Consider the following 15020-nt stretch of genomic DNA (forward strand, 5'->3'; position numbering starts at 1 on the left):
ACAAATCCGTCACGACGACAGGAGACGACGTGGGGACCGTAACGATCGGCGTTTCGATCGCGGTCCCGGAGCCTTACGGCAGCCTGCTCCAACAGCTGCGCACGGGCTTCGGCGACGCCGCGGCTCACGGCATTCCCACCCACGTCACCCTGCTGCCGCCGACGGAGGTCGACGGCGGCGCCCTGCCGGCCGTGGAGGCGCACCTGACCGAGGTCGCCGCGGCCGGGCGGCCGTTCCCGATGCGGCTGTCCGGGACCGGCACCTTCCGCCCCCTGTCACCGGTCGTGTTCGTACGGGTCGACGAGGGCGCCGAGGTCTGCACCTGGCTGCAGAAGCAGGTGCGCGACGCCTCCGGCCCGGTGTCGCGGGAGCTGCAGTTCCCGTACCACCCGCACGTCACCGTCGCGCACGGCATCGACGAGGAGTCGATGGACCGCGCCTTCGAGGAACTCGCCGACTACCGGGCCGAGTGGTCGTGCACCGGCTTCGCGCTGTACGAGCAGGGGCCCGACGGTGTCTGGCGCAAGCTGCGCGAGTTCCCCTTCGGGAGCCCCACGGTGCCGCCCCAGGGCGGTCATGTACGCGGCACCATCCCCAGCCACTGACCGCGGCCGTCCCCGGCCGCCGATCAGACCGGCAGCCGCCGCAGCACCGCCCGCGGCACATGCCGCAGCACCGACATCACCACCCGCAGCCTGCCTGGCACCCAGACCGTCTCCGAGCGCCGCCGCAGCCCCAGCTCGACGGCCGTGGCGACCGCCTCCGGGGTGGTCGCGAACGGTGCCTCGGGCAGACCCGCGGTCATCTTCGACCGGACGAACCCGGGGCGTACGACCATGACGTGCGCGCCCGTGCCGTACAGCGCGTCGCCCAGACCCTGCGCGAAGACGTCCAGGCCGGCCTTGCTGGAGCCGTAGATGAAGTTGCTGCGCAGGGCCCGCTCGCCGGCGACGGAGGAGAGCACCACCAGGGAGCCGTGGCCCTGTCCCTGCAGCGCACTCGCGCCAACCAGGGCCGCCGACACCGCCCCGGTGTAGTTGGTCTGCGCCACCCGCACCGCGGCGGCCGGGTCGCGCTCGTCGCGTGCCTGGTCGCCGAGGATCCCGAAGGCGAGCAGCACCATGTCGACGTCGCCCTCGGCGAAGACCTTGCCGAGGACCGTCTCGTGGGAGGCGGGGTCGAGCGCGTCGAAGGCGACGGTGTGCACGTCGGCGCCGTGCCCGCGCAGCTGCTCGGCGGCCTGTTCCAGGGCCGGCGAGGGACGCCCCGCGAGCCAGACGGTGCGGGTGCGGCGGGCGATGAGGCGGCGGGCGGTGGCGAGCGCGATCTCGGACGTACCGCCGAGGACGAGCAGGGACTGGGGGAGGCCGAAGGCGTCCTTCACGACAGCAGCTCCTAGGGGCCTAGAGGGCGAGACGGCGGGACAGGTCCGAGGTGAACACCGCGCGCGGGTCGAGTTCGGCCCGCAGGGCCCGGAAGTCGTCGAGGCGCGGGTACATCGCGGCGAGCAGGTCGGGGCGCAGCCGGGCGTCCTGGGCGAGGCAGACGCGCCCGCCGGCCGTGGCGACCTCCTCGTCGAGGCCGTCGAGGAGGGCGCCGAGACCGGGCGCGCGGGCCGGGAGGACGAGGGCGAGCGACCAGCCCGGCACGGGGAAGGACAGCCAGCCCTCCCCGGCCTCCCCGAAGCGCTTGAGGACGGCCCAGGAGGCCGGGGAGCGCTGTTCGCCGGCGCGGCGCACGATCCGGTGCAGCGTGTCCTCCTGGCCGTCCCCGACGACGCACTGGTACCGCACGAGGCCGCCGAGGCCGCCGAGGCGGTTGCGGGGCCGCACGCCGTCCAGGGGATGGAGGAAGGCGGAGATGCCGCGCAGTTCACCGGTCCGCACGCGCGGCGCCGTCCGGTGCCGCAGCTCGTCGCGCAGGCGCGCGGCCGGGCCGCCCGGCAGGCCCGGGAGGAGGGCCGGGGCGGCCGTGCACCGGCGGGTCCGGAGATCCAGCGGTGCCCTGCGCGCGCGGGCCGGCAGCGCGTCGAGCGGAGCGTGGTCGCCGCGGGTGAGGACCGCGCGCCCCGTCGCCGCGCCGCGGGCCGTCAGGTCGATCCGGGCGGCCGAGTAGCCGTAGAGGTGATCGGTGGCCGCCAGGCGTGCCAGCAGGTCGTCGAGGCCGGTGGTGCGCACCGTGTCGACCGACATCAGGGAGGTCTCGACCGGCAGCAGCCGGACGGTGGCCGTGAGGACGACCCCGGTCAGGCCCAGGCCGCCGGTGGTCGCGTCGAACAGGGGCGTGCCCCGGCCGACCGCGCGGATCTCGCCGTCGGCGGTGAGCAGTTCGAGGGAGAGGACGTGGCGGGAGAAGGTGCCGGCCACGTGCTGGTTCTGGCCGTGGACGTCGGCGCCGATGGCGCCGCCCACCGTCACCTGGCGGGTGCCGGGCACCACCGGCACGAACCAGCCGAGCGGCAGCAGCACCTCCGTCAGGCGGTGCAGCGAGACCCCCGCGTCGCACAGCACGGTGCCGCCGTCGGCGTCGATGGCGTGGATGCGGTCCAGGCCCGTCATGTCGAGCACCGCTCCGCCGGCGTTCTGCGCGGCGTCCCCGTACGCCCGCCCCAGGCCCCTCGGGATGCCCCCGCGGACCCCGCAGCCCCGGACCGCGGCCACGGCCTCCTCGTACGTCCGCGGGCGGACCGGACGCGCCGCGGTGGGAGCGGTGCGGCCCCAGCCCGTGAAGGGGACGGGAACGGTGTCGGCAGACATGACCGCGACCGTATCGCCCCTTTACGGGCGATCAGTTTTGAAACATGATGCTCTTCCGCGAAATGGGTGATTAATGGGATGTCGTGCCATAGTGCCGCGACATCGGCGGCCATGAGCGCGTACGGCGCCGTAACACCGCGGTCCTTTCGGGGTACTCGCACATCGAGTATCCGAACCGAGGGGAGAGTCGGATCATGGACTGGCTGAAGAACCTCCCCGTCGTCGGCCCGCTGGTGGCACGACTGATGCTCACGCACGCGTGGCGATCGTTCGAGCGCCTGGACCGCGTGAAGTGGGCCAGGCTGGCCGCCGCGATGACCTTCACCAGTTTCGTCGCCCTGTTCCCGCTGCTGACCGTGGTCGCCGCGGCCGCCGCCGCCACCCTCAGCGAGCAGCAGCAGAGGGACCTCCAGGACAAGATCGTCGAGCAGGTGCCCGGCATCTCCGACCAGCTCGACATCGAGGGCCTGGTCAACAACGCGGGCACCATCGGCCTGATCGCGGGCGCCGCCCTGCTGTTCACCGGCACCGGCTGGGCCGGTTCCATGCGGGACAGCCTGCGGGCGGTGTGGGAGCTGCCCGACGAGGAGGAGAACCCCTTCGTGCGCAAGGCCAAGGACCTGGGCATCCTCATCGGTCTCGGCGGCGCCGTCCTCGTCACGCTCGCCACCTCCATCGTCGCCTCGGCGATGGTCGGCTGGATCACCGAGCAGATCGGCCTCGACAGGAACGGCTGGGGCGGCGTCCTGCTCCGCGTCATCGCGTTCCTCGTGGCCGTGTTCGCCGACTTCCTGCTGCTTCTGTACGTCCTCACCCTGCTGCCCGGCGTCGAGCCGCCGCGCCGTCGGCTGGCGGTCGCCGCGCTGACCGGCGCGATCGGCTTCGAACTGCTGAAGACACTGCTCAGCGGCTATATGCAGGGCGTGGCGGCGAAGAGCATGTACGGCGCGTTCGGCGTGCCGGTGGCCCTGCTGCTGTGGATCAACTTCACCTCGAAGCTGGTCCTGTTCTGCGCCGCCTGGACGGCGACGCGGAGCAAGGAGGGCGAGGACGTCACGGCCGAGGCCGACGGCGTACCAGATCCGGCAGCGGCCAGCGGCGGTTGACCAGGAACGCGCCCGCGCCGAGCAGCACCAGCACACCGGCCGCTATGGCGAGGGCGACCCCCATGCCGCCGGAGGCGCCGTTCGCCGTGGAACTCGCCACCGGGGCGCCCGAGGCGTCGCCGGAACCGCCCGCCTGGCCCGACGGGTTCGCCCCCGGCTGCGCGTCGGCCTGCGCGCTCCGCGGCGCGACCAGCGCGCCGACCGGCGTCGCCTTGCCGGACGCCTTGAAGCCCCAGTCGAGGAGCTCGGAGGCCTCCTTGTAGACCTCGTTGTGCTCGTTCTTCTCCGGGTGCATGACGGTGACCAGCAGCACCCTGCCGCCGCGCTCGGCGACACCGGTGAACGTCGTGCCCGCGTTCGTCGTGTAGCCGTTCTTCACACCCGCGATCCCCTGGTAGACGGGGGTGTCGTAGTCGCCGCTCAGCAGCCGGTTGGTGTTCTGGATCTCGAAGGACGGGCGCACCGGCTTGCCGCCCTTCTTGCCCTTCTTCGTCTCGCCGGGGAACTTGGCGCGCACCGTCGAGCAGTACTCGCGGAAGTCCTTGTTCTGCAGCCCGGAGCGGGCGAAGAGGGTCAGGTCGTACGCCGACGAGACCTGGCCCGGGGCGTCGTACCCGTCGGGCGTGATCACGTGCGTGTCGAGGGCCTGGAGCTCCTGAGCCTGCTGGTTCATCTCCCTGACGGTGGCGTCGACGCCGTCGTTCATGGCCGACAGCACGTGCACGGCGTCGTTGCCGGAGCGAAGGAAGACGCCGAGCCACAGGTCGTGGACCGTGTAGGTCTCGCCCTCCTTTATCCCGACCATGCTGGAGCCGGCACCCATGCCGGCCAGGTCGGAGGGGACGACCTTGTGCTTGTCCGTCTTCTGGAACTTCGGCAGCACCGTGTCGGCGAACAGCATCTTCATCGTGCTCGCCGGAGGCAGCCGCCAGTGTGCGTTGTGCGAGGCGAGCACCTCGCCCGACTCCGCGTCCGCGACGATCCAGGAGCGGGCGCTGATGCCCTTGGGGAGCACCGGCGCGCCGCTGCCCGGGTTCACCTGGGTCCCCGCTCGGCCGAGCCGGGCGCCGCCCACGCCCGACATGTGCGCCGGGGGAGTGGCCGACGGACTCGGGGAGGGATCCGGGGCCGCCAGGGCGGCGGGCGCGGCCAGCGGGAGCGAGGACAGGGCGGCGGCGGTGACCAGCAGGGATCGCCTGATGGTCTTCTTGGGAGCGGACACGGACGGAAACGTACATGCCGTACGGCGCGAAGTCCCGCCTCCGACCCCACCCCGGACGCCGAACGGGACCGGCGGCGGTGATACTGAACGTATGAAGCTCAGTCGCCCCGTCTCCTGGTTCCTGCTCGCCTTCGGGGTGTGGAGCTGGGTCATCTGGGTCACTTTCGTCAAGAATCTGGTCAAGGACGGCAGCGGCCTCGCGTTCGACGACGGCCACCCGACGGCCTACTTCTGGGTGCACCTGACGCTCGCTGTCGTCTCCTTCGTATTGGGGACGGTCATCGGCGGCATCGGGTTGCGCGGCCTGCGCGCTTTGCGTCAGACCTCATAAGCGGCGCATCCGCGGACAACGGCAGAACCGGCAACGGGGGTCAACGGCACGGTGGTCATCGTCTTCGTCCTGGTCGCGCTGGCCGCGCTCGGCGTGCTCGTCGCGGCCAACTGGTACCTGTGGCGCCGTCTGTTCCGCGACACGACCGCACGGCCGGGTCCGGCGCGCCGGGCGGGCGCGGCGCTGGTCGCGGGCGGCTGGGTGCTGGCCGTCGGGGCGATCGTCGCGGAGCGCGCCGGTGCGCCGTTCCTGCTCCAGCAGGTCCTCGCCTGGCCGGGCTTCCTGTGGCTCGCGCTGTCGGTCTACCTGCTGCTCGCCGTCGTGGCGGGCGAGGCCGTACGGCCGCTGCTGCGCCGTGTGCCGGTCCGGCGGGCGCGTGCCGCGGCGGAGGTCCCGCGCGCGCAGCGGGTTTCGGCCGGATCCGTACCCCCGCGGGACGCGGGGCCCGAGCCCGAGCCCGAACCCGGGGCCGGAGCCGGGAACGGGTCCAGGCCCGGGACCGGGAGTGCGCCGGTGGCCGGGTCCTTTGAGCCCTCGCGCCGCCTCTTCGTCTCCCGTGTTGTCGCGGGCGCCGCCGCGGCCGCCGCGGTGGGCACCGTCGGGTACGGCACCTACGGCGTGCTGCGCGGCCCGCGTGTGAAGCGCGTCACCGTGCCGCTGGCCAAGCTCCCGCGCGCGGCGCACGGCTACCGCATCGCCGTGGTCAGCGACATCCACCTGGGCCCGATCCTCGGCCGGAGCTTCACGCAGAAGGTCGTCGACACGATCAACGCCACGCGCCCGGACATCGTCGCGGTCGTCGGCGACCTGGTGGACGGCAGCGTGCCCGACCTGGCGCCGGCGGCCGCCCCGCTGACGCAGCTGGAGGCGCCCTCCTACTTCGTCACCGGCAACCACGAGTACTTCTCCGGCGCCGAGCAGTGGGTCGAGGAGGTACGGCGCCTCGGCCTGCACCCGCTGGAGAACGCCCGTACCGAACTGCCCTTCTTCGACCTGGCCGGGGTGAACGACATCGCCGGCGAGAGCACCGGCCAGGGCCCCGACTTCGGCAAGGCGCTCGGCGACCGGGACACGGCACGCGCGTGCGTGCTCCTCGCCCACCAGCCGGTCCAGATCCACGACGCCGTCGAGCACGGCGTCGACCTCCAGCTCTCCGGCCACACCCACGGCGGCCAGCTCTGGCCCGGCAACTTCATCGCGGCGGCCGCCAATCCGACCGTCGCGGGGCTGGAGCGCTACGGCGACACGCAGTTGTACGTCAGCCGCGGCGCCGGCGCCTGGGGGCCGCCCACACGCGTGGGGGCGCCGTCCGACATCACCGTGATCGAACTGGCCTCGACGCGGGCCTGACGGTCCCGGGCCGCCCGCGGTGACCGCTTGCGCGACCCTCCGGGGCGGACCCTGTGACTGCGCTGTGAAACATGGCGGAAACCCCTTGCGGCAACTTCGGTCTCAACTCGGCAGATTGCTCTTCCCTCCGCTGAAACACGTGTGATTAGGTGAGCCGCGCCACTAGGGGGTGGCACAAGGGGTGGGTGCCCTTCGGGGCAGGGGAGGGCCAACCGATGCGTTCGGTTCGCATGCGTGTTCTCGCGTCGCTTCTGGTACTCGCGGGCGTGGCCGTGGGTGCCTGGCAGCTGCTGCCGTCGCAGGAGGACACCGGGAAGACCATCAGGGTCGGCACCACGGACGAGATCACGGCACTCGATCCGGCCGGCGCCTACGACGCGGGCTCCTGGGCGCTGTTCAGCAACGTCTTCCAGTCACTGCTGACCTACGAGCCGGGCAGCGCCACACCGGTCCCGGACGCGGCCCGCAGCTGCGGCTTCGTCGGCAGCGAACCGACCACGTACCGCTGCCGGTTGCGCGCCGGGCTCACGTTCCCGAGCGGCCGCGCGATGACCGCGCAGGACGTCAAGTACTCCTTCGACCGGGTCAAGAGGATCAAGTCCGACGTCGGTCCGTCCTCGCTGCTCAGCACGCTCCGCTCGGTGAGCGCGGACGGCCTGACCGTCACCTTCCACCTGTCCTCGCCGGACGCCACCTTCCCGTTCAAGGTGGCCACGGGCGCCGGCTCGATCGTGGACAGCCAGAAGTACCCGAGGGACGGCCTGCGCACCGCCACCGGCGTGGACGGCACCGGGCCGTACACACTCGCGTCGTACGACAAGGGCAAGAAGGCCGTCCTCAGGCCGAACAAGCGCTACCGGGGCGCCCTGAAGAGCACCGGCCGCCCCGTCGACCTGCTCTACTACGTCGACCCGCAGGCCCTCGACAAGGCCTGGAACGCCCGGCAGGTCGACGTCGCCGCCCGCCAGCTGCCGCCCAAGGTCCTGTCCGGGCTCTCGGCGAGCGATCCGCACCAGCGTCTGTCGGAGTCCGACAGCGCCGAGATCCGCAACCTCTACCTCAACACCCGGCAGAACTCGCCCCTGCACGACGTGCGGGTGCGGCGGGCCATGGCCTGGCTGATCAACCGCGAACGGCTGGCCGCCACGGTGTACCAGGGGACCGTCGACCCGCTGTACTCGCTGATCCCGACGGGCATCACCGGCCACACCACGTCCTTCTTCGACGCCTACCCCCGGCAGGACGCGCAGAAGGCGAAGACCCTGCTCGCCGAGGCCGGCGTGACGACACCGGTCCGCTTCACCTACGGCTACGCCAAGAACCGCGGCGCCTCCGAGGCGGAGGCCGCGGCCATCAAGCAGCAGCTGGAGGCGAGCGGCCTGTTCAAGGTGACCCTCCAGGGCTACGGATGGACCGACTTCCAGGAGCGCTGGGCCGCCGGGAAGCTGGACGCCTACGCCGTCGGCTGGGTCGCCGACTACCCGGACCCGGACACCTTCGGCGCCCCGCTCGTCGGCAGCGACGGCACCATGAACACCGGGTACAGCAGCAAGGCGGTCGACCGGCTGATCCGGACCAGCCAGTCGTACGCCGACCGCTCGGACGCCGCGAACGACTTCACCAGCCTCCAGCGCGACGTCGCCCGCGACGTCCCGGTCATCCCGCTGTGGCAGGGCAAGGAGTACGTCCTCAGCAGCGAGGACGTCGGCGGCGGCCAGTATCTCGACGACGGCACCGGCGTGTTCCGGCTGTGGAGCCTCACCTGGATCTGAGGTGAACCCGCGGCGTCGTCCTGCGCCGGAGTGACGTCGCACGCCCATCCGGCCTCCGTCTCTCCCGCCCGGAGCCGGGCCCGGCGGTCACGGCCGGGCGGCCGTCCGCGCCGGGAGCGTGACCGTCACCGCCAGCCCCTGGCCCGGTGCCGTGCGCACCGCCACGTCCCCGCCGTGCGCCTGCACGACGCCCTGCACGATGGCCAGGCCCAGCCCGCTGCCCGCGCCCGTGCCGACCCGGAAGAAGCGGTCGAAGACCCGTGCCGCGTCGTCGTCGCACAGCCCCGGGCCCTCGTCCGCGACGCACAGGCGCACGACCGAGTCCTCCCGCCCCACGTCCAGCCGCACCGGCACGTCCGCGGGCGTGTGCGTGCGGACGTTGCCCACCAGATTGCCGAGCACCTGCCTGAGGCCCGACTCGTCGGCGTGCACCAGCAGCGCGCCGTCGGCGCCCACCGTGATGGGCCGCTCCGGCTGCTGCACCCGCAGGTCCTCGGCCGCGTCCCGGACCAGGCGGCTCAGGTCGACGTTGCGGAAGCGCAGTTCGGGCTGCTGGTCGAGGCGGGCCAGGGTGAGCAGCTCGTCCACCAGCCGCCCCATGCGGTCCGTCTCCGCCAGCACCCGCTCCCAGGCCCGCTTGCGCTCGTCCGGATCGCTGAGCATGCCCTTGTCGTAGAGCTGGAGATAGCCGCGTATCGCCGACAGCGGGGTGCGCAGCTCGTGCGAGGCGTCGGCGACGAAGCGGCGCAGCTGGGCCGCGCTGCGCTCGCGCGTGCGGTACGCCGACTCGACCTGGTGGAGCATGGAGTTGAGGGCGAGCCGCAGCTGCTCCACCTCCTGCGTCGGATGGGTGCTGGAGGGCACGCGCAGGGTCAGGTCGCCCTCCGCGATCGCCGAGGACGTCTCCACCATGTCCTCCAGCGGCCGCATCCGCCGCCGCACGCTGAACAGCGTCAGACAGGCCAGCAGCACCAGCAGCAGACCACCGACGGCGAAGTCGAGCTTGAGCGCCTTGCCCATGCCGTTGTGCAGGGCCTCGGTGGAGGTGGCCATCAGGACGTACGTGCCGTCGGTCAGCCGGACGGCGGTGACCCGGTAGGAGGTGCCGTGCACCTGCACGTCGTGCGGATCGGCGTCCTCGGCGAGGGCCGAGGCGTCGCCGACCGCGCGGGCCAGACCGATCTGCGCCTCGGTGGGTTCGACGCCGAGGATGCCCACGGCCGTGCCCCGGCCGTCGACGGCCGTGTAGATCGAGTCCGGGGTGGAGCGCTCCTTGTCCGTGTCGTCCGGCACCAGCCGGTCGTGGACGAAGGCCAGGGCGCCCAGCGAGTCGATCTGCCGGACCGTGAGCTGCGAACCGCCCAGGGAGTCGCGCATCTTGGTCAGCTGCGAGTCGACCTGGTCGAGCAGGTAGTACCGCATGCCCATGAGGCTGATCGCGGTGGTCGCCACGATGCCGAGGGCGAGCAGCGCGACATTGGTCAGCGTCAGCTTGGCGCGCAGCGAGTGCATGCCGCGCTCGCAGTTCAGCCAGCGGATCCTCATGCCAGCCCGTATCCCACACCGCGCCGGGTGGTGATCACCGGCGGCCCGAGCGCCTCCAGCTTGCGCCGCAGATAGCTGATGTACGTCTCGACGACGGTGGACTCGGGCGGGGTGTGCTCGTACTGCCAGACGTGGCGCAGGAGCTGCTCCTTGGGCACGACCCGGCCGCCGTTGCGCACCAGGAAGCGCAGCAGCGCGTACTCGGTGGGGGTGAGCTCGACGCTGCGGCCCGCGCGGTGGACGCTGTACGTCGTCTCGTCCAGCTCCAGGTCGCCGTACCGCAGCGGGGGCCGCTGCGGCAGCACGTCCGCCGGGCGGGTGCGGCGCAGCACCGCGGTGATCCGGGCGACCACCTCGTCGATGTTGAACGGCTTGGTGATGTAGTCGTCGCCGAAGCCGAGGGCGCCGACGATCTCGGCGGGCGAGTCGCGCGCGGTGAGGAAGACGAGCGCCAGGTCGGGCTGGCGGTCGCGCAGCTCACGCCCCAGCGCCCGGCCGTCGCCGTCCGGCAGCATGACGTCGAGCAGCGCCGCGTCCGGGCGGGTGCGCCCGGCGAGCGCGAGGGCCTCGCGGACGGTGCCCGCGACCATCACCTCGAACCGGTGGTAGCGCAGGGCGATGGCGAGGACGTCCGCGATGCTCGGCTCGTCCTCCACCACCAGAACGGTGCCTGGAGCCGTCGTCATGCCCCCAGTATCGGGCGGACCCCCGGCGGCGGGGCCGGATCGGTCTTTGGAGTTCCTTGAGAGTCATGGCGCATTCCGCCCGTGCGCGGGCGGCGCCCCCAATCCTGTTGCCCAGGACCTGGGGGACCGACCGACGACCGACAAGGAGCGTTTGATCGTGGCGGCATTGGCACGGTGGTGCTATCGGCACCGGCTGGTGGTCCTGTTCCTGTGGGTGGGGGCGTTGTTCGGCGTGGGCTTCTCGGCCTCGGCGGCGGGCACGAACTACGCGAACGTCTTCTCCCTCCCCGACACGGACTCCAAGAGCGCGTACGACCTGATGCAGAAGGCCTTCCCGAGCACCTCCGGTGACACCGACACCGTGGTGTGGAAGGTCGACGGCGGCTCGGTGAAGGACCAGGCGGTCCGCACCCGCGTCCAGCCGGCCCTCGACAAGATCGCGAAGATGCCCGGCGTCGGCGCGGTCACCAGCCCCTACACGGGAGCCCGGGGGGCCTCTCAGATCAGCGGCGACGGCAAGATCGCGTACGCCCAGCTGACCTTCACCAAGCGGGCGAACGAGGTGCCCAAGGACCTCGTCCAGAACGTGGTCGACACCGCGCAGAGCGCCGAACGCGGCGGACTCCAGGTCGAGTTGGGCGGCCAGGCCATCCAGCGCATCCAGGAGCCGCCGCAGGGCCTGTCGGAGATGGTCGGCATCGTCGCCGCGGCCGTCGTGCTGTTCCTCGCCTTCGGCTCGCTGTTCGCGATGCTGCTGCCGATCGCGATCGCCGTCTTCGGCGTGGGGCTGGGTCTCTTCTCCACCCAGCTGCTCAGCCACACCACCGACATCCCCGACATCGCCCCGCTGCTCGCCTCCCTGATCGGCCTCGGCGTCGGCATCGACTACGCCCTGTTCATCGTCACCCGGCACCGGCGCGGTATCGAGCGGGGGCTGGACCCCGAGGAGTCGGCCGTCACGGCGCTCAACACCTCGGGACGGGCGGTGCTGTTCGCGGGCGGCACGGTCTGCATCGCGCTCGCCGGGATGCTCGTGACGCGGCTGCGCTTCCTCGACGGTGTCGTCGTCGGCACCTCGCTGACCGTGGTGCTGAGCGTGCTCGCGGCCACGACCCTGCTCCCGGCCCTGCTCGGGCTCCTCGGCCCGCGCGTGCTCAGCCGCCGCCAGCGGCGCCGGCTGGCCGCCGCGGCCGGCGCAGGGCCCGAGACGGAGCAGGCGAGCGGACTCGCCGCCCGCTGGTCGGCGAACGTGCAGAAGCGCCCCCGCAGGATCGCCGCGCTCGCCCTCGTCGTCATGGCCGTCCTCGCCGTCCCGGTGCTGTCGCTCCGCCTCGGCGCCACCGACCAGGGCAACGACGACGCGTCGACGACCACCAGGAAGGCGTACGACCTGCTCGCCGAGGGCTTCGGGCCCGGCTTCAACGGTCCGCTGCAGGTGGTCAGCGTGGGCGGTGACACGGCCACGCTGGTCAAGGGCATCGACGCCACCCCAGGGGTCGCCCGGGTGGCCCCCCTGCCGCCCGCCAAGGGCGTGACGGTGATCCAGGTCGTCCCGACGACATCACCGCAGTCGAAGCAGACGGACGACCTGATCGACACCTTGCGGGACCGGGTGATCCCTCAGGCGGGCGCCCAGGCGCACGTGGGCGGGGTGACCGCGGTGTCCAAGGACTTCGCGTCGGTGACGGGCGACCGGCTGCCGCTGTTCATCGGCACGATCATCGGCCTCGGCTTCCTGCTCCTGCTGGTCGCCTTCCGCTCGCTCGTGGTGCCGCTCACGGCCGCCCTGATGAATCTGATCGCCGCGGCGGCCTCCTTCGGCGTGCTCGTCGCGGTCTTCCAGTGGGGATGGGGCCTGGACCTGCTCGGCCTCGGCAAGGAGGGACCGATCAACGCCTTCCTGCCGGTGATCATGCTGTCGCTGCTCTTCGGGCTCTCGATGGACTACCAGGTGTTCCTGGTCAGCCGGATGCACGAGGAGTGGGTGCACACGAAGGACAACGCGCGCGCGGTGCGCGTGGGCCTCGCCGAGACCAGCCGGGTCATCAACAGCGCCGCCCTGATCATGGTCTGCGTGTTCCTGGCGTTCGTCCTCAGCGGCGACTCGGGGGCGGCGATGGCGGGCGTCGGCCTCGCGGCCGCGGTCGCGCTCGACGCCTTCATCCTCCGTACGGCGCTGGTGCCGGCCGCGATGCACCTGCTCGGCAACTCCAACTGGTGGCTGCCGGGATGGCTGGAGCGGCGCCTGCCGCACCTGGCGGTGGAGCCGAAGGAGGAGGCGCCGCAGCCGCCGGCCGCGCAGGGCCCCGCCTCGGCGGTCCACGGCTTCATCCGCACCTCCGAGGGCGAGCCGGTCGACGGCGCCTCGGTGACGCTGCTGTCGAAGGGCGGCCGTCAGCTGGACCGGGTGACCTCCCTGGCGGACGGCTCGTACATCCTGTCGGTGCCCGCGCCGGGGACCTACCTCCTGGCGACCACGGCCGCGTCGTACGGCTCGCGGGCCACGCACGTGGTCGTGGCCGAGGGCCCGCTGGTGTTCGACGTGGAGCTCGCGGAGGGCGAGGTGGACGCGGTGAACTGACCGCGCCCCGGCAGACACCCCTTAGCGCCTGCCGGGAGTGGGGAGCACCTTCGTCATTCCCGGCAGGAAGTCCGTGAACAGCTCGTGCACCTCCAGCACCAGCGGCCGCAGCACCCGGAAGCGGGCCAGGGAGACGCCCCGGGCGGTCAGCCGGGCCCCCCGCTCGGCGAGCCGGTAGCTGCGCTCCCGGCCCTCCGTGCGGTCGAAGATCCAGTACAGGACCAGGCCCATCTGGGAGAGCCACATCAACTCCGGCAGGACGTCCCGCAGCTCCTCCGGGACCTTGGTCCTGGTCGCCCCCGCGAGCACCTCCCGGTGGATGGAGACGGCCTCCTCGCGCGCGTGCTCCGATTCCTCGGAGAACGGGCTGAGCGGACTGTCCGGGTCGGCGGCGTTCTTGAAGAACTGGACCGCGAACTCGTGGTAGGGCGTGGCGATGTCCAGCCACACGCGCAGCACCCCGGCGAGCCGCGCCTCCAGGTCGGTCTCCCGCTCCAGGACCTCCCGGGCCGCCACCCGGTGCTCGGCGGCGATCCGGTCGTAGAAGCCCTGGATCAGGTGCTCCTTGCCCGCGAAGTAGTAGTACGCGTTGCCCACGGAGACCCCGGCCTCCGTGGCGATGGCCCGCATCGTCGTCTTGTCGTAGCCGCGCTCCTGGAACAGCCGCATCGCGGTCTCCAGGATCAGCGCACGGGTCTGCTCGGACTTGGTGGGGTTGGCGCCCTCGCCGGGGCCGTCGTTCTTCACAGGCACGGAACGAGAGCCTAAGGGGTGACGCACGTACCGCTGTCGCAGCCCGGCGCGATGTACCGCGGGCCCGTCCCCGGGCCACCCGTCCCCGGGCCGTACCGCCGGCCGTCCCCGCGGCCGTACGCCTGGCCGCCCCACTGCCCGCCCCGCCACTTCGCCGCCGCGAGCACCGCGCCCCTGGCGAGCTTCGCGCCCGCCGGGGTGCTGAGCCGGTGGGCGAGCGCCCGGTGCTCGCGCAGCGCCCACAGGGTGACGATCCAGGCGGCGGCGCCCCGGTAGACCTGCCCCGCGTCGCCCACGGCGGTGATGTCTTCGAGGGTGGCGCGGTGGTCGAGGCCGGGGAAGCGCCGCCGGGCCCCCTCCGAGCCCGCGGGCACGAGATCCACCGGCACGAGCTGCGGCTGCCGGCCGAGCCAGTCGCGCACGAAGACGCACAGCGAGCACTCGGCGTCGTACAGGAGGGTGAGCCGGCGGACCGGGACCCCGTCCGCCGCGGTGGCGCTCACGGTTCTCATGCCCCGACCCAGTCCTGCGGCGCGACCGGGGGCACCTGCTCGCGCTCCAGCGCCCCGCGCCGCCGGATCTTGTTGAGGACGTACACGTTGCCCAGGTGCAGCACGCCGAGCACCAGCAGCACCACGCCGAGCTTGGTCGACAGGGTCTCGAAGATCCCCCGGGTGTCCTCGATGGTCCCGTCGCCGCTCAGGTACAGGGCGACGAAGCCGAGGTTGACGAGGTAGAAGCCGACCACCAGGAGGTGGTTCACGGCCTCGGCGAGCTGCTCGTTCCCCTTCAGCACGTCGGAGAGGAAGATCCGCCCGTTACGGCTGAGCGTGCGGGCCACCCAGATGGTCAGCGAGATGCTGACCAGCAGGTAGATGACGTAGGCGACGACCGTGCGGTCCATGCCCCACCCCTTCT

At 72.3% G+C, this 15020-nt stretch carries 14 protein-coding genes; 6 read left to right on the forward strand and 8 right to left on the reverse strand.

What is annotated here, in order from left to right:
- Positions 1 to 29 precede the first annotated feature (29 nt).
- Entirely contained in the window at positions 30 to 605 is a 576-nt protein-coding gene (locus ACIRPX_RS24675) for a 2'-5' RNA ligase family protein (protein ID WP_404198401.1), read from the forward strand.
- A 23-nt stretch (positions 606 to 628) separates the two neighbouring features.
- On the opposite strand, the gene ACIRPX_RS24680 is transcribed toward ACIRPX_RS24675, so the two are convergent.
- Together ACIRPX_RS24680 and ACIRPX_RS24685 are read right to left on the reverse strand one after the other, a co-directional pair.
- Positions 629 to 1384 (reverse strand): decaprenylphospho-beta-D-erythro-pentofuranosid-2-ulose 2-reductase, encoded by a 756-nt coding sequence (locus ACIRPX_RS24680; RefSeq protein ID WP_404198403.1) that lies wholly within the window; start codon positions 1382 to 1384, stop codon positions 629 to 631.
- A 19-nt stretch (positions 1385 to 1403) separates the two neighbouring features.
- Positions 1404 to 2756 carry an FAD-binding oxidoreductase gene (locus tag ACIRPX_RS24685; RefSeq protein WP_404198406.1) on the reverse strand — a complete coding sequence of 451 codons (1353 nt, stop codon included), beginning with the start codon at positions 2754 to 2756 and terminating at the stop codon, positions 1404 to 1406.
- A 194-nt stretch (positions 2757 to 2950) separates the two neighbouring features.
- Between ACIRPX_RS24685 and ACIRPX_RS24690 the strand changes: the two genes are divergently transcribed.
- Positions 2951 to 3862, forward strand: coding sequence for a YihY/virulence factor BrkB family protein (locus ACIRPX_RS24690; protein WP_404198408.1), 912 nt, complete (start codon positions 2951 to 2953; stop codon positions 3860 to 3862).
- Here the strand turns inward: ACIRPX_RS24690 and ACIRPX_RS24695 are convergent.
- Positions 3810 to 5084, reverse strand: a complete 1275-nt coding sequence (locus ACIRPX_RS24695; RefSeq protein ID WP_404198411.1) for a D-alanyl-D-alanine carboxypeptidase family protein — start codon at positions 5082 to 5084, stop codon at positions 3810 to 3812. The genes ACIRPX_RS24690 and ACIRPX_RS24695 overlap by 53 nt on opposite strands.
- Positions 5085 to 5175: 91 nt before the next feature.
- Here ACIRPX_RS24695 and ACIRPX_RS24700 point away from each other — a divergent pair, with 91 nt between their 5' ends.
- From ACIRPX_RS24700 to ACIRPX_RS24710, 3 genes are all read left to right on the forward strand, one after another.
- A complete protein-coding gene (locus ACIRPX_RS24700; RefSeq protein WP_266519999.1) occupies positions 5176 to 5415 on the forward strand; it encodes an SCO4848 family membrane protein in 240 nt (79 codons plus the stop codon).
- Between the two features lie 51 nt (positions 5416 to 5466).
- Positions 5467 to 6765, forward strand: coding sequence for a metallophosphoesterase (locus tag ACIRPX_RS24705; RefSeq protein ID WP_404198414.1), 1299 nt, complete (start codon positions 5467 to 5469; stop codon positions 6763 to 6765).
- Positions 6766 to 6995: 230 nt separating this feature from the next.
- Positions 6996 to 8537 carry an ABC transporter substrate-binding protein gene (locus tag ACIRPX_RS24710; protein ID WP_404198417.1) on the forward strand — a complete coding sequence of 514 codons (1542 nt, stop codon included), beginning with the start codon at positions 6996 to 6998 and terminating at the stop codon, positions 8535 to 8537.
- 87 nt (positions 8538 to 8624) lie between these two features.
- On the opposite strand, the gene ACIRPX_RS24715 is transcribed toward ACIRPX_RS24710, so the two are convergent.
- Both ACIRPX_RS24715 and ACIRPX_RS24720 read right to left on the reverse strand, forming a co-directional pair.
- Positions 8625 to 10082 (reverse strand): ATP-binding protein, encoded by a 1458-nt coding sequence (locus ACIRPX_RS24715; RefSeq protein WP_404198419.1) that lies wholly within the window; start codon positions 10080 to 10082, stop codon positions 8625 to 8627.
- The gene (locus tag ACIRPX_RS24720) at positions 10079 to 10768 is read right to left on the reverse strand and encodes a response regulator transcription factor (RefSeq protein ID WP_404198421.1); all 690 of its coding nucleotides are present in this window, start codon (positions 10766 to 10768) and stop codon (positions 10079 to 10081) included. Before ACIRPX_RS24720 ends, ACIRPX_RS24715 begins: the two co-directional genes overlap by 4 nt.
- A gap of 166 nt (positions 10769 to 10934) precedes the next feature.
- Between ACIRPX_RS24720 and ACIRPX_RS24725 the strand changes: the two genes are divergently transcribed.
- A complete protein-coding gene (locus tag ACIRPX_RS24725; RefSeq protein ID WP_404198551.1) occupies positions 10935 to 13349 on the forward strand; it encodes an MMPL family transporter in 2415 nt (804 codons plus the stop codon).
- A gap of 21 nt (positions 13350 to 13370) precedes the next feature.
- Here the strand turns inward: ACIRPX_RS24725 and ACIRPX_RS24730 are convergent, their stop codons facing one another.
- Genes ACIRPX_RS24730 through ACIRPX_RS24740 form a run of 3 tightly spaced genes read right to left on the reverse strand, consistent with a single transcriptional unit; the run spans position 13371 to position 15006 of the window.
- Positions 13371 to 14102 carry a TetR family transcriptional regulator gene (locus ACIRPX_RS24730; protein WP_404198423.1) on the reverse strand — a complete coding sequence of 244 codons (732 nt, stop codon included), beginning with the start codon at positions 14100 to 14102 and terminating at the stop codon, positions 13371 to 13373.
- Positions 14103 to 14113: 11 nt separating this feature from the next.
- Positions 14114 to 14614 carry a thiol-disulfide oxidoreductase DCC family protein gene (locus tag ACIRPX_RS24735; protein ID WP_404198426.1) on the reverse strand — a complete coding sequence of 167 codons (501 nt, stop codon included), beginning with the start codon at positions 14612 to 14614 and terminating at the stop codon, positions 14114 to 14116.
- Positions 14611 to 15006 (reverse strand): hypothetical protein, encoded by a 396-nt coding sequence (locus ACIRPX_RS24740; RefSeq protein ID WP_404198429.1) that lies wholly within the window; start codon positions 15004 to 15006, stop codon positions 14611 to 14613. Before ACIRPX_RS24740 ends, ACIRPX_RS24735 begins: the two co-directional genes overlap by 4 nt.
- Positions 15007 to 15020 lie beyond the last annotated feature (14 nt).

The organism is Streptomyces sp. NPDC101225 (genome assembly GCF_044767585.1).
In the GTDB taxonomy this organism is placed as follows: domain Bacteria; phylum Actinomycetota; class Actinomycetes; order Streptomycetales; family Streptomycetaceae; genus Streptomyces.

Coding starts and splice junctions, on each gene's coding strand:
- ACIRPX_RS24700 (WP_266519999.1), top strand. CDS start 5,176: ATGAAGCTCAGTCGCCCCGTCTCCTGGTTCCTGCTCGCCTTCGGGGTG.
- ACIRPX_RS24710 (WP_404198417.1), top strand. CDS start 6,996: ATGCGTGTTCTCGCGTCGCTTCTGGTACTCGCGGGCGTGGCCGTGGGT.
- ACIRPX_RS24720 (WP_404198421.1), bottom strand. CDS start 10,768: ATGACGACGGCTCCAGGCACCGTTCTGGTGGTGGAGGACGAGCCGAGC.
- ACIRPX_RS24740 (WP_404198429.1), bottom strand. CDS start 15,006: ATGGACCGCACGGTCGTCGCCTACGTCATCTACCTGCTGGTCAGCATC.
- ACIRPX_RS24690 (WP_404198408.1), top strand. CDS start 2,951: ATGGACTGGCTGAAGAACCTCCCCGTCGTCGGCCCGCTGGTGGCACGA.
- ACIRPX_RS24685 (WP_404198406.1), bottom strand. CDS start 2,756: ATGTCTGCCGACACCGTTCCCGTCCCCTTCACGGGCTGGGGCCGCACC.
- ACIRPX_RS24715 (WP_404198419.1), bottom strand. CDS start 10,082: ATGAGGATCCGCTGGCTGAACTGCGAGCGCGGCATGCACTCGCTGCGC.
- ACIRPX_RS24735 (WP_404198426.1), bottom strand. CDS start 14,614: ATGAGAACCGTGAGCGCCACCGCGGCGGACGGGGTCCCGGTCCGCCGG.